The organism is Caballeronia sp. INML3B (genome assembly GCF_023631305.1).
Lineage (GTDB): Bacteria > Pseudomonadota > Gammaproteobacteria > Burkholderiales > Burkholderiaceae > Caballeronia > Caballeronia turbans.
Genome location: NZ_JALQDI010000006.1, coordinates 176,598 through 196,380, shown reverse-complemented (window position 1 = coordinate 196,380; position 19,783 = coordinate 176,598). Strand labels below are relative to the sequence as shown.

The 19,783-nt window shown below is 63.9% G+C and carries 18 protein-coding genes; 2 read left to right on the top strand and 16 right to left on the bottom strand.

The genetic code is table 11. The features are described 5' to 3' along the window. From NCS58_RS06525 to rpsB, 16 genes are all read right to left on the bottom strand, one after another. A complete protein-coding gene (locus NCS58_RS06525; RefSeq protein WP_250538146.1) occupies positions 1-777 on the bottom strand; it encodes an RNA methyltransferase in 777 nt (258 codons plus the stop codon). A gap of 17 nt (positions 778-794) precedes the next feature. Next, positions 795-1,496, bottom strand: a complete 702-nt coding sequence (gene rnhB / locus NCS58_RS06520) for a ribonuclease HII (protein WP_061117558.1) — start codon at positions 1,494-1,496, stop codon at positions 795-797. Then, positions 1,496-2,662 carry a lipid-A-disaccharide synthase gene (lpxB, locus tag NCS58_RS06515; protein ID WP_061117559.1) on the bottom strand — a complete coding sequence of 389 codons (1,167 nt, stop codon included), beginning with the start codon at positions 2,660-2,662 and terminating at the stop codon, positions 1,496-1,498. Before lpxB ends, rnhB begins: the two co-directional genes overlap by 1 nt. A gap of 11 nt (positions 2,663-2,673) precedes the next feature. Continuing rightward, complete coding sequence (lpxA, locus tag NCS58_RS06510) at positions 2,674-3,462, bottom strand: acyl-ACP--UDP-N-acetylglucosamine O-acyltransferase (protein WP_061117633.1); 789 nt, start codon at positions 3,460-3,462, stop codon at positions 2,674-2,676. A 64-nt stretch (positions 3,463-3,526) separates the two neighbouring features. Then, the gene (gene fabZ / locus NCS58_RS06505; protein WP_061117560.1) at positions 3,527-3,985 is read right to left on the bottom strand and encodes a 3-hydroxyacyl-ACP dehydratase FabZ; all 459 of its coding nucleotides are present in this window, start codon (positions 3,983-3,985) and stop codon (positions 3,527-3,529) included. Positions 3,986-4,108: 123 nt separating this feature from the next. Then, on the bottom strand, positions 4,109-5,200 hold the full coding sequence (gene lpxD / locus NCS58_RS06500; RefSeq protein WP_250476574.1) for a UDP-3-O-(3-hydroxymyristoyl)glucosamine N-acyltransferase: 1,092 nt from the start codon (positions 5,198-5,200) through the stop codon (positions 4,109-4,111). 28 nt (positions 5,201-5,228) lie between these two features. Next, on the bottom strand, positions 5,229-5,735 hold the full coding sequence (locus NCS58_RS06495) for an OmpH family outer membrane protein (protein ID WP_061117562.1): 507 nt from the start codon (positions 5,733-5,735) through the stop codon (positions 5,229-5,231). A 105-nt stretch (positions 5,736-5,840) separates the two neighbouring features. Next, complete coding sequence (bamA, locus tag NCS58_RS06490) at positions 5,841-8,153, bottom strand: outer membrane protein assembly factor BamA (protein WP_061117634.1); 2,313 nt, start codon at positions 8,151-8,153, stop codon at positions 5,841-5,843. Positions 8,154-8,230: 77 nt separating this feature from the next. Beyond that, the gene (gene rseP, locus NCS58_RS06485) at positions 8,231-9,613 is read right to left on the bottom strand and encodes an RIP metalloprotease RseP (protein WP_250538145.1); all 1,383 of its coding nucleotides are present in this window, start codon (positions 9,611-9,613) and stop codon (positions 8,231-8,233) included. Positions 9,614-9,620: 7 nt separating this feature from the next. Continuing rightward, complete coding sequence (locus NCS58_RS06480) at positions 9,621-10,838, bottom strand: 1-deoxy-D-xylulose-5-phosphate reductoisomerase (RefSeq protein WP_061117564.1); 1,218 nt, start codon at positions 10,836-10,838, stop codon at positions 9,621-9,623. Positions 10,839-10,856: 18 nt separating this feature from the next. Then, positions 10,857-11,669 (bottom strand): phosphatidate cytidylyltransferase, encoded by an 813-nt coding sequence (locus tag NCS58_RS06475; RefSeq protein WP_061117565.1) that lies wholly within the window; start codon positions 11,667-11,669, stop codon positions 10,857-10,859. Further along, positions 11,663-12,445 carry a polyprenyl diphosphate synthase gene (uppS, locus tag NCS58_RS06470; protein ID WP_061117566.1) on the bottom strand — a complete coding sequence of 261 codons (783 nt, stop codon included), beginning with the start codon at positions 12,443-12,445 and terminating at the stop codon, positions 11,663-11,665. The genes NCS58_RS06475 and uppS overlap by 7 nt, the downstream gene beginning before the upstream one ends. An 83-nt stretch (positions 12,446-12,528) precedes the next feature. After that, positions 12,529-13,089, bottom strand: a complete 561-nt coding sequence (gene frr, locus NCS58_RS06465) for a ribosome recycling factor (RefSeq protein WP_061117567.1) — start codon at positions 13,087-13,089, stop codon at positions 12,529-12,531. 93 nt (positions 13,090-13,182) lie between these two features. Further along, the gene (gene pyrH, locus NCS58_RS06460) at positions 13,183-13,896 is read right to left on the bottom strand and encodes a UMP kinase (RefSeq protein WP_008350086.1); all 714 of its coding nucleotides are present in this window, start codon (positions 13,894-13,896) and stop codon (positions 13,183-13,185) included. A 253-nt stretch (positions 13,897-14,149) separates the two neighbouring features. Then, positions 14,150-15,031, bottom strand: a complete 882-nt coding sequence (tsf, locus tag NCS58_RS06455) for a translation elongation factor Ts (RefSeq protein WP_061117568.1) — start codon at positions 15,029-15,031, stop codon at positions 14,150-14,152. Positions 15,032-15,176: 145 nt separating this feature from the next. Next, positions 15,177-15,929 carry a 30S ribosomal protein S2 gene (gene rpsB, locus NCS58_RS06450; protein WP_061117569.1) on the bottom strand — a complete coding sequence of 251 codons (753 nt, stop codon included), beginning with the start codon at positions 15,927-15,929 and terminating at the stop codon, positions 15,177-15,179. 384 nt (positions 15,930-16,313) lie between these two features. Here rpsB and map point away from each other — a divergent pair, with 384 nt between their 5' ends. Beyond that, positions 16,314-17,123 carry a type I methionyl aminopeptidase gene (map, locus tag NCS58_RS06445; RefSeq protein WP_061117570.1) on the top strand — a complete coding sequence of 270 codons (810 nt, stop codon included), beginning with the start codon at positions 16,314-16,316 and terminating at the stop codon, positions 17,121-17,123. 71 nt (positions 17,124-17,194) lie between these two features. Next, positions 17,195-19,780, top strand: coding sequence for a [protein-PII] uridylyltransferase (locus NCS58_RS06440; RefSeq protein ID WP_250538144.1), 2,586 nt, complete (start codon positions 17,195-17,197; stop codon positions 19,778-19,780). Positions 19,781-19,783 lie beyond the last annotated feature (3 nt).

The window sequence follows — 19,783 nt, the reverse complement described above, 5'->3', positions numbered from 1 at the left end:
TCAGCGCTGCTGGCGGCACTGCTCGAAAAGACAGATCGCCGCCGCGGCCGCCACGTTGAGCGACTCCATGCCGCCCGGCTGCGGAATGGTCACGCGATGCGTCACGGCATCGCGCCAGATCTGCGACACGCCCGCGCCTTCGTTGCCGAACACCCACGCAAGCGCCCCCGACAGATCGCAATCGTAGAGCGGAACGGCGCCGTGCGAATCGGTGATGGTCACGGGCGCATCAAGCCGCGCGATCAGATCCGCAGGCTCCACGTCCTCGAAAATATCCAGCAGGAAGTGCGCACCCATTCCCGAGCGCAGTACTTTCGATGACCATGCATATGCGGTGCCCGGCGCGCAGAACACGCGCGTGATGCCCGCGGCCGCCGCGCTGCGCAGAATCGAGCCGACATTGCCGGCGTCCTGAATGCCGTCGAGGATCACGCACGTTTCGGCGACGCGCGCGGGCAACGCGGCATCGATCTTCTCGACCAGCAGCAACATTCCCACGCCGTGCACGACGCTCGAAAGCTGTCCGAAAAGCGCGTCCGGCAACACGACGACACGCTTCTCCTCGATACGCGCGACGATTTCGCGGGCTTCCTCGTGCGTGAGCGCGCCTTCGGTGACTACGCACGTTTCGGGCTGTCCCGCTGCATCGAGATAAGCCGACGCCAGATGCAGCCCTTCGAGCAGGGCATGCCCGCTGCGACGCTGCTGCGCGGTCGAGCCGGCCAGCGCCTTGATACGCTTATAGAGCGGATTGTCCCGCGAAGTGATGGATTTCACGTTTGGATTAGTGCCGCTCAGAAGGCACGCGCGTCCGGATCGTCTTCGAGCGTCGAGGCGGCCTGAAGCACTTCAGGCGCGATCTCGGGCAGGACGGAGCCGAACAGGAGATGCGCCTCGCGCACCGGCGCGAACGAACGCCGATGATGCTCGCACGGGCCGTGCTCGCGCAGCGCCCTGAGATGCTGCGGCGTGCCGTAGCCGGAATGCGCATCGAAGCCGTAGACCGGATAGGTTTCGTGAAGCTCGACCAGCATGCGATCGCGCGTGACCTTCGCGAGAATCGATGCCGCCGAAATCTGCTTGATGAGCGCGTCGCCGCCAATCACGGCTTCGGCGCGAATCGACAGAACCGGGCAGCGGTTGCCATCGACCTTGACGAGCGTCGGCGCGACCGACAGTCCTTCCACCGCGCGCTTCATCGCGAGCATGCTCGCATGCAGGATGTTGATCGTGTCGATTTCCTCGACGCTCGCCGACGCGACGCAATACGCGAGCGCGCGATCGACGATCTTCTCGTAGAGCTCCTCGCGTCTTTTGGCGGTCAGCGCCTTGGAATCGTCGAGACCGTTGATGCGCGGTCTGGCGGGATCGAAAATCACGGCCGCGGCCACGACCGGGCCGGCCAGCGGACCGCGCCCCGCCTCATCGACGCCGCAAACGATGTCGAAAGGTGAACTGAAATCGAGTCCGGCCTGAGCCGATCGTTTCGCCGCCATTATCGCGGGCTCCGCGTTTCGAGCACTCGCGCAACCGCCTCGGCCGCCTTCTGCGCCGTGTTCTGGCGCAGCGCGATGTGCATGTCGGTGAAGATTTCTGTCAGGGTACGGCGGTTGGCGTCGTCATTCAACTGTTTCAGCGTCGCGTCGGCGAGCGCTTCGGGGGTCGCGAAGTGCTGGAGAATTTCCGGCACGACGAAGCGGCCCGCCAGAATGTTCGGCAAACCGACATACGGCAGATAACCCTGCCGCTTCATGATCTGACCAGTCAGCCAGGGCACCTTGTACGAGATGACCATCGGCTTCTTGAGCAGCGCCGCTTCCAGCGTCACCGTGCCGCTCTTCACGAGAATCGCGTCGGCGGCGGTCATCGCGGTTTGGGCGCGGCCGTCGGTGATCGTCAGTGACAGATGCGGATGCGCGTCCACGAGCGGCTGCAGCAGCGCGCGCAACGCCGGATTCGCGGCGGGCATCAGAAAGCGCACGCCCGGTTCGCGAAGCTGCATCAGTTCCATCGCGTCGAAGAAGGTCGGACCGATCAGCGAAATTTCGGAGCGTCGGCTGCCCGGCAGCACGGCGATCACAGGGCCGCCTTCCGCGATACCGAGTTCGCGGCGCGCGCCCATGACGTCCGGCTCGAGCGGAATTTCGTCTGCGAGCGGATGACCGACGTAGCTCGCCGCCACGCCCGCCTTCGCCAGCAACGCAGTCTCGAACGGAAACACGCACAGCATGTGATCGACCGCTTTCGCGATCTTCTTGATGCGGCCGCCGCGCCAGGCCCAGATCGACGGGCAGACGAAATGCACGGTCGGAATGCCGGCTTCGCGCAGCGGCTGTTCGAGGCCGAAGTTGAAATCTGGCGCGTCCACGCCGATGAACATCGACGGCGGCTCCGCAAGCAACTGGCGCTTGATCTCGTTGCGGATACCGAGAATCTCGGGGATATGCTTCAGCGCTTCGACATAGCCGCGTACCGTCAGCTTGTCCATCGGCCAATGCGCTTCGAAGCCCTCGGCCGTCATGCGGGGGCCGCCGATGCCGCTGTAACGCGTGCCTTCCGGCAGGGTTTGCGCGAGGCCCTTGAGCAGCGAGGCCGCGAGCAGGTCGCCGGACGGCTCGCCCGCGACCATCGCGATGCGTGGCGGGTTGGTGATCAGGGTCATCGGGCAGCGTGCTAGCGGATGATGCCGCGCTGCGACGCCGCGATGAAATCGGAAAATGCCGTGACCGGCTCGTCGCCCTCGCCGCCGGCCGTGCTCAGTTCCTTCAACTGCGCCTTCGCCTCTTCGAGCGACAGACCGCTTTTGTAGACGATGCGATACGCCGAGCGCAGCGCGGAGATCGCCTCGGGCGTGAAGCCCCGGCGGCGCAGGCCTTCGACGTTGATGCCATGCGGCTCCGCCTTGTTGCCGGCCGCGATGACGAAGGGCGGCACGTCCTGCACGAGCGCGGAGGCGCCGCCGAGCATCGAATGCGCGCCGATGCGCACAAATTGATGCACGCCCGACATGCCGCCGATGATCGCGTGATCGCCGACGAACACGTGCCCGGCCAGTTGCGCATTGCTCGACATGATGACGTTGTTGCCGAGCCGGCAGTCGTGGCCGACGTGCACGTACGCCATGATCCAGCAATCGCTGCCGATGGACGTCAGCCCCTGATCCTGCACCGTGCCCGTGTGCAGCGTCGTGAATTCACGGATGGTGTTGCGGTCGCCGATTTCGAGGCGCGTCGGCTCGCCCTTGTACTTCATGTCCTGCGGACGGCCGCCGATCGACGCGTAGTGGCCGATGCTGTTGTCGCGGCCGATCGTCGTATGGCCTTCGATTACGCTGTGCGAGCCGACGGTCGTGCCCGCGCCGATCACGACGTGCGAACCGACGATCGCGTACGGTCCGATTTCGACGGACTCGTCGAGCTGGGCGCCCGGCTCGATGATCGCGGTTGGGTGAATCTTGCTCATGCGCATTTCGCCTATGCTGTTCGTGCTGCTTGTTACGATGAACGCGGGATGAACGCAAATGCGCTCAGGCGTCCGTGGTCTTGACGGTACACATGAGCTCGGCCTCGGCGGCGGTCGCGCCATCGACCTCGGCGCGCGCCTTGAACTTCCAGATGCCTCGCATGTACCGCTCGAAGTGGACGTTGAGGATCAACTGGTCGCCCGGCTCCACCACGCGCTTGAAGCGCGCACCGTCGATGCCGACGAAGTAATAGAGCGTATTGGTCGGATCGTGCGGCTCTTCCGCGAACGTCAGGAGCGCCGCGGTCTGCGCGAGCGCTTCGAGGATCAGCACGCCCGGCATCACCGGGCGCGTCGGGAAGTGGCCCTGGAAGTACGGTTCGTTGATCGTCACGTTCTTCAACGCTTTGATGCTCTTGTGCGGCTCGAGTTCGAGCACGCGGTCCACGAGCAGAATCGGGTAGCGGTGCGGCAGCAGCGTGAGGATCTTGTGGATGTCGAGATTGATTTTTTCTGTGCTCATGGTCGTTCTGCTCACGCGCGCGTCGGGCGCGGAAATTTGGGTGGCGGGGCGTATCGGACGCCCGCCCGGAATTGCCTTCTTGCTTCGGCGGCGTGAAAGAGCCGCTCTGCTCGAGGTTCTTGCTTATGCGCCGCCGCTCGTATCGTCACGCTTGCCCGCATCGGCGAGCGCTGACTCCAGCGCCTTGATGCGCTCACGCATCTTGTCCAGATTGCGCATGATCGCCGCGTTCTTGTTCCAGTCGCCGTGCGGCACGGCCGGAAAGGCGCTGGTGTACATGCCGGGCTTCAGAAGCGACTTCGAGACGCCCGATTGCGCCGTGACGATCACGTAGTCCGCGAGCGTCACATGGCCCGCAATACCGACCGCGCCGCCGATCATGCAATGCTTGCCGATGTTCGTGCTGCCCGCGATGCCCGCGCACCCGGCGATCACGGTATACGCGCCGATGCGGCAGTTGTGACCGATCTGCACGAGGTTGTCGATCTTCACGCATTCCTCGATGACGGTATCCGCCATCGCGCCGCGATCGATCGTCGTGTTCGCACCGATTTCGACGTCGTCCGCGATATCCACCGCGCCGACCTGCGGAATCTTGACCCAACTGCCGGTGCGCGCATCGCCCTCGCCGACGAAATCCGGCGCGAAGCCGAAGCCGTCCGCGCCGATCACGGCGCCCGCGTGCACGATCACGCGCGCGCCGAGCTTGCAGCCGTGATAGACGGTCACGTTGGGATACAGATGCACGTCGTCGCCGAGCTTCACGCCGCGGCCGACGACCACACCCGCATCCAGCTTCGCGCGCTCGCCGACGACCGCGCCCGCCTCCACCGTCACGTGCGGCCCGATCACGGCGCTCGCCGCGACCTTCGCGTCCGGATCGACGTAAGCGCTGGGATGCACGCCTGGCCTCGCCTTGGGCGTCGCCAGGTCGATGAACGCCTGGGCGACGCGCGCGAAATAAGCGTAGGGGTTCGGCGTGACGATGAAATTACTGCCCGCGCGATTCGTCACCTTCTCGAGATCGCCCGGAGAAATCAACACTGCGCCGGCGCGCGTCGTTTCGACTTGCGCCAGATACTTCTGATTCGCGAGAAACGCGAGTTGCGCGGAGCCAGCCTTGTCGAGGGGCGCGAGACTCCCGACAGCGTGCGCGCCGTCGCCGACCACCTCGCCGCCGAAGCGCTTCACCAGTTCGTCGAGCGTGATCGCCATGCCTGATGCCATCTCGTCTCAGTCCTCGTCAGTTCGGGCTCGTGAGCGAGCCCGTGCCGGTCGCACCCGCGGCCAGCGCCTTCAGCACCTGATCGGTGATGTCGATGCGCGGGCTCACGTACACCGCCTCCTGCACGATCAGGTCGTAATGCTGCTGCTCGGCAATCTGCTTGATCACCTTGTTGGCCCGGTCCAGCACTGCCGAGAGCTCCTCGTTGCGGCGCTGGTTCAGGTCCTCGCGGAACTCGCGCTGCTTGCGCTGGAAGTCCGCGTCGAGTTGCGCGAGGTCACGCTGGCGCGCCGCGCGGTCGGTCGGCGACATCGATGAACCGTTCTTATCGATGTTGTCCGACATCGCCTTCAGGCGCTGCGCCATGTCCTGCAGCGCCTTGTCGCGCTTGGAGAATTCCTGCTCGAGCTTCGACTGAGCGGCTTTCGCCGCAGCAGATTCGCGCAGGATGCGGTCCGAATTGACCGCAGCGATGCGCGCTTCCTGAGCACTGGCGGACATCGCCGTACCCAGGCCGAGAACCATCGACAACGCAAGCGCCAGCGCCCTATGTTTCGAATGCTTACCGGTTCCCAAAGTGTTCCTCACGTTACGTCTGAATGGATGAAGTTCGTGTCCGTCCGGGCGCCTTTAGAAGGCCGTACCGATCTGGAACTGGAACTTCTGATACTGGTCGCCATCGTGCTTCTGCAGCGGGAAGCCGAGGCTCAGCTTGAGCGGGCCGATCGGCGAGATCCACGCCAAACCCACGCCGTAGCCGTAGCGCAAGCCGTTCGCGCCGCCGCTCGTGCCGCCCTGGTTCGGATCGCCCCAGACGTTACCGGCATCGAGGAAGGTGAAGACGCGCAGGGTGCGGTCGTAGCCCGTGCCCGGAAGCGGGAAAGTCAGCTCGATGTTGCCGACCGCCATGCGCGAGCCGCCGATCGGATCGTTCGTCTTCGCGTCGCGCGGACCCAGCGAGCTCGGCGAGTAGCCGCGCACCGAGCCGATACCACCCGCATAGTAGTTCTTGAAGATCGGGTACGTCTGACCTTGCAGGCCCTTGCCGTAACCGCCCTGCAGGTTGAAGCCGAGCACGAAGCCGCGCGCGAACGAGTAGTAATACTGGAACTGCGCGTCGAATTTCGCGTAGGTCGTATTGCCGAGCGGCGTGCCGTATTCCGCGTTCGACTGGATGTAGTAGCCGCGGCTCGGAACGAGCGCGCTGTCGCGATTATCGCGCGACCAGCCCACTGTCAGCGGATAGTTGTTCACCACGCGGCCGAACTCGTTCACGTAGTTGATGTACGACTGCGGCGTGTTCGAGTCCACGTCCATCGTGTTCTGCTCGGCGCCCACGCCGAAGAACACGGTGTCCTGCTCGGAGAACGGGATGCCGAACTTGGTGTCCGCGCCCATCGTCACGATCTTGAAGCTCGAATCGGTCGAGTAGTACAGCGGCTGATACGTGCGGTAGTACGCGTCGGTGATCCGCTTGATGCCGTCGATCGTGAAGTACGGATCGACCTGCGTCACCGTCAGCGTGCGGTACGTCTTCGCGGTGTTCACGTTGACCGCGAGACTCGTGCCCGAGCCGAACACGTTGTCCTGCGACACGCCCGCCGACAGCACCACCTTGTCCGTCGACGAGAAGCCCGCGCCCAGCGTGATCGCGCCGGTCGGCTTTTCCGCGACCTTCACGTCGACGTCGACCTGGTCGTTCGTGCCTTCCACGGGCGTCGTGGTGACGTCCACGTCGGTGAAGTAGCCGAGACGGTTGACCCGGTCCTTCGACAACGCGAGGCGGCTCGAATCGAACCACGAGCTTTCGAGCTGGCGCATTTCACGGCGCACGACTTCGTCGCGCGTGCGCGTATTGCCGACGATGTTCACGCGCCGCACATAGACGCGGCGGCTCGGGTCCACTTGCAGCGTGAGCGCCACGGTGTGGTTGGACTGATCGATCTGCGGCTGTGCGTTGACCTGCGCGAACGCGTAGCCGTATTCGCCGAGCTTGTCGACGATCGCCTTGGTCGTCGCCTGCAGCTTCTCGGCGGAGAAGCGCTCGCCCGGCTTGATCTTGATGAGCTTGTTGAGCTCGGCTTCGCGGTCGAGCAGATTGCCCGAGAGCTTGATGCTGCTGATCTTGTACGGCTCGCCTTCATGCACGGCGATCGTCAGATACATGTCCTTCTTGTCCGGCGAGATCGACACCTGCGTGGAGTCGATGCTGAACTCGAGGTAGCCGCGGTTCAGGTAGTACGAGCGCACGTTCTCGAGGTCGCCCGTGAGTTTTTCCTTCGCGTAGAGATCGCTCTTCGTGTACCACGAAAACCAGTTCGGCGTGGAGAGCTGCATTTCTCCGAGCAGCGTGCTCGAACTCACCGCCTTGTTGCCGACGAAGTTGATCTGGCGAATCTTGGCGCTCGGGCCCTCCGCGACGGAAAACAGAATGGCGACCCGATTGCGGTCGACCGGCGTCACCGTCGTTGTGACTTCCGCCGCGTAGTAACCGCGCGTCAGATACTGACGCTTGAGCTCCTGCTCCGCCTTGTCGACGAGCGCCTTGTCGTACGAGCGGCCTTGCGACAGACCGACCGAACGCAGCGCCTTCGTGAGGTTGTCCTTGTCGAACTCGTGCAGCCCTGCGAAATCGATGGCCGAGATGGCCGGGCGCTCCTGCACCTGCACGATCACCACATTGCCTTCGGTGGCGATCTGAACGTCGTTGAAGAAACCCGTCGCATAGAGTGCGCGAATCGCTTCGGAGGCCTTGTCGTCGGTGAACGTGTCGCCTTGCTTGATCGGCAGATAAGCGAATACGGAGCCCGGCTCGATGCGTTGGAGACCGTCGATCCGAATATCCTGCACGACGAACGGCGTGGTGGCGTGTGCCGCCATACCCGTTGCGGCGAGTGCCGCGGCCACAGCCGTCTTAGGAACAAAGCGATGAGGTTTAAACAACGTGCTTCCCCAGTATTTAAAGCTGCATTCGTTCCGGCGGTCGCTCGAAAGGCGCCGCCAGAAATTGTCAAAGTGGATCAAAAACGAATCAGACGAGCGAGGTCGTTGAACAGTGCGATCATCGACAGCGCGACGATGCAGACCAGGCCCGCCCTTTGCAGAACCAGCTGCCAGCGATCGGATACGGCCTTGCCGGTAACAGCTTCAACCAAATAATATAACAGATGCCCACCGTCCAATACCGGAATCGGTAACAAGTTCAACACTCCGAGGCTGATGCTGACGAGGGCGAGAAACGAGACGAAGGCCGCCACGCCGAGCCTTGCGCTCTTGCCCGCGTAGTCGGCAATGGTGACCGGCCCCGAGAGATTTTTGAGCGAAGCCTCGCCGATGACCATCCGCCCGAACATGCGCAGCGAATAGATGCTGATGTCCCACGTGCGGTTCACGCCGAGGCGCAGACTCTCTATTGGCCCATAGCGCACGTCCACGGTCGGAAGCTGATTCGCGAGCGCGGCGCCGATGCGGCCGATTTCCTTGCCCGTCGACCCATCGCGCTTCAGGTCCGGCACGATCTGCACGGATTCGCGCTTGCCGTTGCGCTCGATGACGAGCGTGACGGGCTTTGCGCCGTGCGCTTTCACGTAATCGATGAAGCTCGTCGCGTTGTCGACGCTGCGGCCATCGATCGCACGCAGCATGTCGCCCGCCTTCAGCCCGCTCTTCTGCGCCGCGCTGCCCGCCTCAACGCCCGCGACGGTCAGCGTGCCGCCGCCCGGGGCGAAGCCGAGCTTGTCCATGAAATCCTGATCGGCGTCTTCGTCGGTAATGCCGGCGACGCTCACCGGGAAGTCGAACGTGCCCTCGTGGGTCTTTGCCGTCAGCACGATCCGCCGATGATCGAACGATGCGTCGAGCACCTTCCAGCGCAAATCGGACCAGGAGCGGATCGGATGCGTCTCGCCGCCTTGCGCGTCGCGCATCGAGAGGACCGTTTCACCGCCTTCGAAACCCGCGCGCGCCGCTGCCGTGCCGGGCGCGGGCTGCGACACGATCGCCGCGGGCTCGGTCACGCCGCCCGCGAACACTGCGGAAAAGAGCGCGATCGCGAGCAGGAAGTTGGCGACGGGCCCCGCCGCGACGATCGCGATCCGCTTGGCGACGCTCTGGCGGTTGAAGGCGCGCGGCAAGTCCTCGGCGGGAATCGTCGTGCCGCTAGCGGGATCGATCTCGCGCTCGTCGAGCATTTTCACGTAGCCGCCGAGCGGCAGCGCGGCGATCGTCCATTCGACGCCCGTCTTCTTGCTGACCCACCGCACGAGCGGCTTGCCGAAGCCGACCGAGAACCGCAGCACTTTCACGCCGCACAGTCGCGCGACACTGTAGTGACCGAATTCGTGGACGACGACGAGTACGCCTATCGCAACGACGAAGGCGACGATTTCGGTCAGAAAGTTCATGACGGCCTCAATGGGCGATGGGTTCGGCGCCCGGCGCGCTCGCGGTGAGCTCTGCGACGAAACGGTAGGCGAGACGGCGGGCGTCCGCATCCGCGGCGAGAACGTCCGCCAGCGTCGCGGCGCTCGTATTCGGCAGCGCGTTCAGCACGCGCTCGACCACGCCGCCGATCGCCATGAAGCCGATGCGGCGCTCCAGGAACGCTTCCACGGCGATTTCGTTCGCCGCATTCAGCGCTGCGCTCGCGATGCCGCCCGCTTCGAGCGCCTGGATGGCAAGCGCGAGGCACGGGAATCGTGCGAAATCGGGCTTCTCGAACGTGAGGGTCGCAATCTGCGCGAGATCCAGCGGCGCGACGCCCGAGTCCACACGGTCAGGATACGCCAGTGCGTGCGCGATCGGCGTGCGCATGTCGGGGTTGCCGAGTTGCGCGAGGACCGAGCCGTCGGCGTAGGAAACCATCGAATGAATCACGCTCTGCGGATGGATCAGCACCTCGATGCGCGAACCCGGCAGATTGAAGAGCCAGTGCGCCTCGATCACTTCGAGGCCCTTGTTCATCATCGTCGCGGAATCGACGGAGATCTTGCGACCCATCGCCCAGTTCGGATGCTTGACGGCTTCCTCGGGCGTGACGTTCGCGAGCGTTGCCGGCTCGCGCGTGCGGAACGGGCCGCCGGACGCCGTCAGGATAATCTTGGAGACGCCGCCATGCAGCTTCGCTTCCTTGTCCGCGCACGGCGGCAGGCACTGGAACACGGCGTTGTGCTCGCTGTCGACCGGCAGCAGGATCGCACCGTTGTCGCGCACCGCGTCCATGAAAATCTGGCCGGACATCACGAGCGCTTCCTTGTTCGCGAGCAGGATGCGTTTGCCGGCCCGCGCAGCGGCGAGCGTGGGCGCGAGACCCGCCGCACCCACGATGGCCGCGACGACCGTATCGCACTGCGCCGCGCGTGCCACCTCGGCGAGCGCTTGCGCCCCGTACGTGACTTCGGTCTTGCAGCCCTGCGCGCGCAACGCCGCCGCCACGCGCTCGGCCGTTTCGGCGTCGCCGACGACCGCCACTTCGGGCTGAAATTTCAGGCATTGCGCGACGAGTTTGTCGCCGTTGCGGTGAGCGGTGAGCGCATAGACCGAGAAGCGGTCCGGGTGCCGTGCCACGACGTCGAGCGTGCTGTCGCCGATCGAGCCCGTGGAGCCGAGCAATGTGAGACGTTTTTGCATAAATTCTTCTCTAGCCGATTAGCCAAGCATGAGCAATGCGATCGGCAATACGGGCAACAATGCGTCGATGCGGTCGAGGACGCCGCCGTGACCGGGCAAGAGGCCGCTCGAGTCCTTGACGCCGGCCTGGCGCTTGAGCAGCGACTCGAACAGGTCGCCGACCACGCTGAACGCGACCAGCACGGAAAGCGCGACGAACGAGCGATCCCAGCCGAGATGCTCGACGAAGGCGGTAAACACGGTAGGCGCATAAAAGCCGGTGGACGCGGCGAGCGCGCCGATGGCGATGACGGCGAGCCACCCGCCGACGGCGCCCTCCCAAGTCTTGCCCGGGCTGATCGACGGGGCGAGTTTGTGGCGGCCGAGCGCTTTTCCGGCGAAGTATGCGCCTATGTCAGCCAGCCAGACTACTAGAAGAAGCGATAGCACGAATGCCACGCCTCGCGTGCGCGCATCGACGACGGCATGCCAGCACGCCAGAAACACGACGATCCCTGCGAAAAGCAGGAATGCGCGCCACGCGTGGGCGGCCAGCGCCGGCTTGCGCAGCAATGCATAGGGACCGGCGAGCACCCAGAAAATCGCGGCCATCTGGTACAACGGCGCGGACCTGATGCCGAGAAACGTGCTGAAAAGAAGCGCGAGTCCGGCAACGAGCGCGTAGGCGACGGGCCCTGCCCCATTCAGCTTGAGCAGACGCCCCCATTCCCAGGCGGCGAACACCACGACCAAACCGATGAGCGCCCCGAACGCGCCGACCGGCGCGAACAGCGTGATCGGCACAAGTACCGCGAGCAGGACGATTGCCGTGATGACACGGGTTCTTAGCATGAAAGGGTGTCGGCCTTCTGCGATTGCGAAGCGAGTTGCGCGCTCGTACGCCCGAAGCGGCGCTCGCGGTCGCCGTACGAAGCGATCGCGCGATCGAGCGCGTCGGCGTCGAAGTCGGGCCAGTAGATGTCGGTGAAATAAAACTCGGTGTACGCGAGTTGCCACAGCAGGAAATTGCTGATGCGCTGCTCGCCGCCCGTGCGGATGAAGAGATCAGGCTCTGGCGCATAGGCCATCGCGAGATGCTCGCCGAACGACTCGTCGTCCACGCGCGCGGGCGCGCCTGCTTCCAGGGACTCGGCGATGAGCTTCTTTGTCGCCTGCATGATGTCCCAGCGCCCGCCGTAGTTAGCGGCGATGGTCAGCGTGAGACGCGTGTTGCGCGCCGTCTTGGTCTCGGCGCGTTGAATCAGCGCGCGGATGCGATCGTCGAACATGCTGATGTCGCCTACGACGCGCAGGCGGATACCGTTCGCGTGCAGCTTGCCGATCTCGCGCTCGAGCGCGGTCACGAACAGGCGCATCAGGAAGGACACCTCGTCGGTCGGACGGCGCCAGTTCTCGGAGCTGAACGCGAAGAGCGTGACGAACTCGACGCCGCGCCGCGCGCAGCTCTCGACGGTCGCGCGAACCGCATCGACGCCGCGCGTATGACCGGCGACGCGCGGCAGGCGGCGCTCGGTCGCCCATCGGCCATTGCCGTCCATGATGATCGCGACGTGGCGCGGGACAGCCGCGACATCGGGCACGGTTACGGTGGAGCTGGTATAGGTCATGGCCGCTGAATCTGGGAATCTGAAAGAGTGAAAGCCAGCCCGAATGTATAACCCCCGGGGCCGGCAGGACCGTTCCTACGGTCTCACACCGTCATGATTTCGGATTCTTTGGTTTGCACGAGCTTGTCGATCTCGGCGACGAACTTGTCGGTGAGCTTCTGCACTTCTTCGCTTGCACGGCGCTCGTCGTCTTCCGAAATCTCCTTGTCCTTCACGGATTTCTTCAGTTGATCGTTCGCGTCGCGACGCAGGTTGCGCACAGCGACCTTCGCGGTCTCGCCTTCGCTCTTCACGACCTTCGTCAGTTCCCGACGGCGCTCTTCGGTGAGCGCGGGCATCGGCACGCGGATCAGGTCGCCTTGCGTGGCCGGGTTCAGACCGAGATCCGATTCGCGGATCGCTTTCTCGACGACCGGGACCATCTTCTTTTCCCACGGCTGCACGCCGATCGTGCGCGCATCGACGAGCGTCATGTTTGCGACCTGGGAGATGGGCACATTCGAGCCGTAGTAATCGACCTGGATGTGGTCGAGCAGCCCCGTGTGGGCGCGGCCCGTGCGAATCTTGGCGAGATCGGCCTTGAACGCTTCGATCGACCGCTGCATCTTCTGGTCGACGCTCTTCTTGATGTCAGCCACACTCATTTTGAACCTCCAAACCTGGGTTTTTACCGGCGATAGCGGCGCATCCCGCGCGAGGCGTTCCGCCAGCCGCGCGGCGCCTGATATCGCGAGAGTTTACACGTGGACGAGGGTTCCTTCGTCGTCGCCCTGCACGATGCGCTTCAAGGCGCCCGGCTTCGTGATCGAGAACACGCGAATCGGCAGTTTCTGGTCGCGGCACAGGGCGAACGCAGTCGCGTCCATCACCTGAAGATTCTTGCCGATTGCCTCGTCGAAGCTGATCGTGCTGTAGCGCGTCGCGTGCGGATCCTTCTTCGGGTCGGCGGAGTATACGCCATCGACCTTCGTCGCCTTCAACACCACTTCGGCGCCGATTTCCGAGCCGCGCAGCGCGGCCGCCGTGTCCGTCGTGAAGAACGGGTTGCCCGTGCCGGCCGCGAAGATCACGACCTTGCCCTCTTCGAGCTGGCGAATGGCGCGCGGACGGATGTACGGCTCAACCACCTGGTCCATGCGCAGCGCCGACTGCACGCGCGCCTCGATGCCCGCGTGACGCATGGCATCCTGCAGCGCGAGCGCGTTCATCATGGTGGCGAGCATGCCCATGTAGTCGGCCGTTGCGCGATCCATGCCGGCCGCGCCGCCCGCCACACCGCGGAAAATATTGCCGCCACCGATGACGACGGCGAGCTGCGTCCCAATCCGCACCACCTCCGCGACATCCGCCACCATCCTTTCGATCGTTGCGCGATTGATGCCGAAAGCATCGTCGCCCATGAGGGCTTCGCCGGAGAGTTTGAGGAGTACGCGTTTGTAGGCTGTGGGCATATGAGTTTCCGATCGCGCCGAGGAGGGTTGCAACAACGTAGAACTGTAGGGGTGAAACATTACTTACCGCAAGCGGGCCGGATCGGGCGGCGGGCGCGGTAGATCAGGGGTTACCCCTAGCCTACCGCGCCCGCTGCTTGTGCGATCCGGATCGCTGAATGCGTGCGGCGGAACATTCCGCCGCAGGTACTGCGAACTCGGCGCGCCGCCGCGCTATGACAGCACGCGCGCCTTAAGCGAACCTTAGCGAGTCTTAGGACTGCTTGGCCGCCGCAACCTGCGCCGCGACTTCGGCCGCGAAGTCGTCCTGACGCTTTTCGATGCCCTCGCCCACCACGAACAGCGCGAACTTCTGCACCGATGCGTTGCCGGCCTTGAGCATCTGCTCGATCGTCTGCTTGTCGTTCTTCACGAACGGCTGATTCAGCAGCGACACTTCCTTCAGATACTTCTGGATCGAGCCGTCAACCATCTTCGCGACGATCTCGGCCGGCTTGCCCGACTCGGCAGCCTTCTGCTCGGCGATGCTGCGCTCCTTGGCGATGAGATCGGCCGGCACTTCGTCCGACGACAGCGAGACCGGCTTCATCGCGGCGACGTGCATCGCGACATCCTTGCCGACCTGCTCGTCCGCGCCGGTGAACTCGACCAGCACACCGATGCGGGTGCCATGCAGATACGACGCGATCTTGTTCGCGGTTTCGAAGCGCACGAAACGGCGGATCGACAGGTTTTCGCCGATCTTGCCGACAAGCGCGAGACGCACGGCGTCGACCGTCGAGCTTTCCAGCGGCAGCGCCGACAGGGCGGCAACGTCAGCCGGATTCTGCTTGGCCACGAGCTCGGCAATCGTCTTGCCGAATGCCATGAAGTCGTCGTTTTTCGCGACGAAGTCGGTTTCGCAGTTCAGCTCGACGAGCGCGCCCACGCCGCCTTCGACGTGTGCCGTCACGATGCCTTCTGCCGTCACGCGCGATGCCGCCTTGCTCGCCTTGTTGCCGAGCTTCACGCGCAGCAGCTCTTCCGCCCGCGCCATGTCGCCGTCGGCTTCCGTCAGCGCCTTCTTGCATTCCATCATCGGCGCATCGGTTTTCGCGCGCAGTTCTGCCACCATGCTTGCGGTAATTGCCGCCATCATTCGCTCCTTGAGTCTGTTTGATACGTGCCGCCGGCTTCGAGCACCCGCGGCAGAAATTGGTTTCAACTATCGCGAATCATCGCGCCGACTAAAAAAAAGGGGCCTTTCGCAAAGCCCCCTTTTTTGTCGGCCGCAGGCTCGATTACGCCTCTGCGTTGACCTCGACGAACTCGTCGCCTTCGCCGTTACGGACGGCCTGGACAACGTCGTTCACCGCGTTTGCGCGGCCTTCGAGGATCGCGTCAGCAACGCCCTGAGCGTACAGCGACACAGCCTTGGACGCGTCGTCGTTGCCCGGGATCACGTAGTCGATGCCTTCCGGCGAGTGGTTCGTGTCGACCACGGCGATGACCGGAATGCCGAGCTTCTTCGCTTCGGTCACGGCAATCTTGTGGTAGCCGACGTCGATCACGAAGATCGCGTCCGGAATGCCGCCCATGTCCTTCACGCCGCCGATCGACTTTTGCAGCTTGGCGATCTCGCGTTCGAACAGAAGCGCTTCCTTCTTGCTCATGCGCTCGGTTTCACCCGATTCGACAGCCGCTTCCATGTCCTTCAGGCGCTTGATCGAGACCTTCAGCGTCTTGAAGTTGGTCAGCATGCCGCCGAGCCAGCGTGCGTTCACGAACGGCATACCGGCGCGCGCTGCTTCCTGCGCGATGGTGTCACGCGACTGGCGCTTCGTGCCGACGAAAAGAATCGTGCCGCGGTTCGCTGCCAACTGGCGCACGTACTTCAGCGCGTCGTTGTAGAGCGGCAGGGTCTTTTCGAGGTTGATGATGTGAATCTTGTTGCGATGACCGAAGATGTACGGGGCCATCTTGGGGTTCCAGAAGCGCGTTTGGTGACCGAAGTGGACACCGGCTTCCAGCATTTGACGCATCGTGACTGCCATGAAATTCTCCGCGAGGGTTAGGTCTTAAGCCGGCTGCCGCATCCTGCGCCCGGTTTTTTCGCTTTTCGGACGCCGGACACCCTGGGTGCGCCGGCTTGCGTATCGACTTGAAACGATTTTCCAAGCCGCGATCCGCACTCAATCACTGCCGTCTTGTTCCACAGGAACCATGATGGCAATCTGGATCACGACTTAGCCCTCGAGTATAGCATGTGAGGATTGGTCGGCTCAAGCCATGCGCGGATCGGAAACTGCGCGCCTTTGCGGCCAGCGGCCTTGCCGGCGCACCTTCCGCCCCGAACTATCCGGGTGCAGCGCAATTCTTAAGGTGCGATAATGCCGCTTTCGCGGCTCACTCCGCACCCACGCATTTCGGCCCAAGTCATGTCCATTACGCTGAAAAACGAACACGATATCGCGCAGATGCGCGTCGCCTGCCGGCTCGCCAGCGAAGTGCTCGATTTCATCACGCCGCATATCGTTCCCGGCGTGACGACCGAGGAACTCGATCGCCTCTGTCACGAATACATGGTGAAGGAACAGGGCACCGTTCCCGCACCGCTCAATTACCAGCCGCCCGGTTATCCGCCGTACCCGAAAGCCACCTGCATCTCGGTGAACGACGTGATCTGCCACGGCATCCCTGGCGAAAAGGTGCTGAAAAACGGTGATGCGCTGAATATCGACATTACCGTCATCAAGAACGGCTATTTCGGTGATACGAGTCGGATGTTCATCGTCGGCGAGGGCTCGATTCTGGCAAAACGCCTCGTCCAGACCACGTTCGACTGCATGTGGCTAGGGATCGACCAGGTGCGCCCCGGCGCGCATCTCGGCGACATCGGCGCGGCGATCCAGAAACACGCCGAGGCGCAGGGCTACAGCGTCGTGCGTGAATACTGCGGCCACGGCATCGGGCAGGTGTTCCACGAGGAGCCGCAGGTGCTGCACTACGGCCGTCCGGGCACGGGCATCGAACTGCAGGCCGGCATGATTTTCACCGTCGAGCCGATGATCAACGCGGGCCGCCGCGAAATCCGCACGATGCCCGACCAGTGGACCGTCAAGACGCGCGACCGCAGCCTCTCAGCGCAGTGGGAGCACACGGTGCTCGTCACGCCGACAGGCTACGACGTGCTGACCGTCTCGGCGGGCACGCAGTCGCCGTCGCAACTGATCGCCGCAACCGCCTGAATTGCGTCTCCTGGCGCTCGCCGTGCATGCACGCGGGCGCATCCTTCCGTCGTCCTCGCCAATTTCCTTTCATGAGCGTAACCGCCGCTGTCGCCACGCCCTGTGAAACGCTGCGCGCCGCCTACAAGGCGGCGAAGGCGGCGCTCATCGAACGCTTCGGTGCGGCGTCGAACGTCGAGCCGCTGATGCACGCGCTCGCCCGCGCCACCGACGACGCGCTCAAAGGCGCGTGGGCTGCCTGCGCGATGCCCGGCGGCGCTACGCTCGTCGCGGTCGGCGGATATGGACGCGGCGAGCTCGCGCCCTATTCCGACGTAGACATTCTCGTGCTTCTTCCCGAGTCGTCGCCGCAAACCAGCGATGCGGAGCTGAACGGCTGCGTCGAGCGTTTCATCGGCATGGCGTGGGATCTGGGACTCGATATCGGCAGCAGCGTGCGCTCGGTCGAGCAATGCATCGCCGAGGCCGGCAATGACATCACCGTGCAGACCTCGCTGCTCGAAGCGCGGCGCATTTGCGGCGACATGCCACTTTTCCAGCGCTTCTCCGCGCGCTATCGCGAGACACTGGATCCGCGCGCGTTCTTCCAGGCGAAAGTGCTGGAAATGCGCCAGCGTCACGCGAAGTTTCAGGACACGCCCTACAGCCTCGAGCCGAACATCAAGGAAAGTCCCGGTGGCCTGCGCGATCTGCAACTGATTTTATGGATCGCTCGCGCGGCGGGCTTCGGCAGCAGCTGGCGCGAACTCGACGCACGCGGGCTCATCACCGAGCGCGAAGCACGCGAGCTGCGCCGCAACGAAGGTTTTCTGAAGGCGCTGCGCGCGCGTCTGCACGTGATCGCGAAGCGTCGCCAGGACATTCTCGTGTTCGATCTGCAGACGCCCCTCGCGGAAAGCTTCGGCTTCGAGGCGACCACCGCCAAGCGCGCGAGCGAGCAACTGATGCGTCGCTATTACTGGGCGGCGAAGGCGGTCACGCAGCTCGCGACCATTCTGATCCAGAACGTCGAGGCACAGCTTTTCCCGTCGACGAGCGGCATCACGCGCGTCATTTCCGGACGCTTCGTCGAGAAGCAAGGCATGCTGGAAATCGCCCGCGACGACGTGTTCGAGCGCGAGCCGCACGCGATTCTCGAAGCGTTTCTGCTGTACGAACAGACGCGCGGCATCAAGGGATTCTCCGCGCGCACGCTGCGCGCGATCTACAACGCACGCGATCTGATGGACCGCGACTGGCGGCGCGATCCCGAAAATCGCCGGCTTTTCATGGAGATCCTCAAGCAGCCCGAAGGCATCACGCACGCATTTCGCCTGATGAACCAGACGAGCGTGCTCGGGCGCTATCTGCTGAACTTCCGGCGTATCGTCGGGCAGATGCAGCACGATCTCTATCACGTCTATACCGTCGATCAGCACATTCTGATGGTGCTGCGTAACCTGCGCCGCTTTGCGATCGCCGAGCATGCGCACGAGTACCCGTTCTGCAGTCAGTTGATGGGCAACTTCGAGCGTCCGTGGGTACTTTATGTCGCGGCGCTCTTTCACGACATCGCGAAGGGCCGCGGCGGCGATCACTCGACGCTCGGCATGGCGGACGCCCGGCGCTTCTGCCGCGAGCACGACATCGGGGCCGAAGATACCGAGCTCGTCGTCTGGCTCGTGCAACAGCATCTGACGATGAGCCAGGTCGCGCAGAAGCAGGACACGAGCGACCCGGAAGTCATCAAGCAATTCGCGTCGGTGGTGAAAACGGAGAGGCGGCTCACCGCGCTTTACCTGTTGACCGTCGCCGATATCCGCGGCACGAGCCCGAAGGTCTGGAACAACTGGAAAGGCAAGCTTCTCGAAGACCTTTTCCGTGCGACGCAGGCGGTGCTCGGCGGCGCGCAGCCGGATACGCATTCGGAGCTCAAGTCGCGGCAGGAAGCGGCGCTGGCGCTGCTGCGCCTGGAAACCGTGCCGGAGCACGCGCAAAAGCGCCTGTGGGATCAGCTCGACGTCGGCTATTTCCTGCGCCACGATCCGGCCGACATCGCGTGGCAGACGCGTGTGCTCTACCGGCACGTGGAAAGCGACGAGCCGATCGTGCGCGCGCGGCCCTCACCCATCGGCGCGGCGTTGCAGGTGCTGGTCTACGTGAAGGATCGGCCCGATCTCTTCGCCGGCATCTGCGCGTATTTCGACAAGAACGGTCTCTCCGTGCTCGATGCCCGCGTCACGACGACGCGCCACGGCTACGCACTCGATAACTTCCTCGTCGCCCATCCGGATCACGATGGGAGTTATCGCGACATCGCCAATCTGGTCGAGCAGCAACTGGCGGCGCTGCTCGCGGACGAGCGCATTCTCCCGGAACCGTCGAAGGGCCGCGTGTCGCGGCTCGTGCGCACGTTTCCGATCACGCCGCGCGTGGACCTGCGTCCCGACGACCGCGGCCAGTACTACATCCTGTCCGTGTCGGCCAACGACCGGCAGGGCCTTCTTTATTCCATCGCGCGCGTTCTGGCGCAACACCGGATCGGCGTGCAGGCGGCACGGATCAACACGCTCGGCGAACGCGTCGAGGACGTGTTCCTGATCGACGGCAAGAGCCTGTCGAACAACCGTACCCAGATCCTGGTGGAAACCGAACTGCTGCGCGCGATCGCAGCCTGAGAC

Bases quoted from the DNA above. Each gene is read 5' to 3' on its own strand.
- rnhB (WP_061117558.1), bottom strand. From the start codon at position 1,496: ATGGCGGCGAAACGATCGGCTCAGGCCGGACTCGATTTCAGTTCACCT.
- lpxB (WP_061117559.1), bottom strand. From the start codon at position 2,662: ATGACCCTGATCACCAACCCGCCACGCATCGCGATGGTCGCGGGCGAG.
- lpxA (WP_061117633.1), bottom strand. From the start codon at position 3,462: ATGAGCAAGATTCACCCAACCGCGATCATCGAGCCGGGCGCCCAGCTC.
- fabZ (WP_061117560.1), bottom strand. From the start codon at position 3,985: ATGAGCACAGAAAAAATCAATCTCGACATCCACAAGATCCTCACGCTG.
- lpxD (WP_250476574.1), bottom strand. From the start codon at position 5,200: ATGGCGATCACGCTCGACGAACTGGTGAAGCGCTTCGGCGGCGAGGTG.
- NCS58_RS06495 (WP_061117562.1), bottom strand. From the start codon at position 5,735: ATGGTTCTCGGCCTGGGTACGGCGATGTCCGCCAGTGCTCAGGAAGCG.
- rseP (WP_250538145.1), bottom strand. From the start codon at position 9,613: ATGAACTTTCTGACCGAAATCGTCGCCTTCGTCGTTGCGATAGGCGTA.
- NCS58_RS06480 (WP_061117564.1), bottom strand. From the start codon at position 10,838: ATGCAAAAACGTCTCACATTGCTCGGCTCCACGGGCTCGATCGGCGAC.
- NCS58_RS06475 (WP_061117565.1), bottom strand. From the start codon at position 11,669: ATGCTAAGAACCCGTGTCATCACGGCAATCGTCCTGCTCGCGGTACTT.
- uppS (WP_061117566.1), bottom strand. From the start codon at position 12,445: ATGACCTATACCAGCTCCACCGTAACCGTGCCCGATGTCGCGGCTGTC.
- frr (WP_061117567.1), bottom strand. From the start codon at position 13,089: ATGAGTGTGGCTGACATCAAGAAGAGCGTCGACCAGAAGATGCAGCGG.
- pyrH (WP_008350086.1), bottom strand. From the start codon at position 13,896: ATGCCCACAGCCTACAAACGCGTACTCCTCAAACTCTCCGGCGAAGCC.
- tsf (WP_061117568.1), bottom strand. From the start codon at position 15,031: ATGGCGGCAATTACCGCAAGCATGGTGGCAGAACTGCGCGCGAAAACC.
- rpsB (WP_061117569.1), bottom strand. From the start codon at position 15,929: ATGGCAGTCACGATGCGTCAAATGCTGGAAGCCGGTGTCCACTTCGGT.
- map (WP_061117570.1), top strand. From the start codon at position 16,314: ATGTCCATTACGCTGAAAAACGAACACGATATCGCGCAGATGCGCGTC.
- NCS58_RS06440 (WP_250538144.1), top strand. From the start codon at position 17,195: ATGAGCGTAACCGCCGCTGTCGCCACGCCCTGTGAAACGCTGCGCGCC.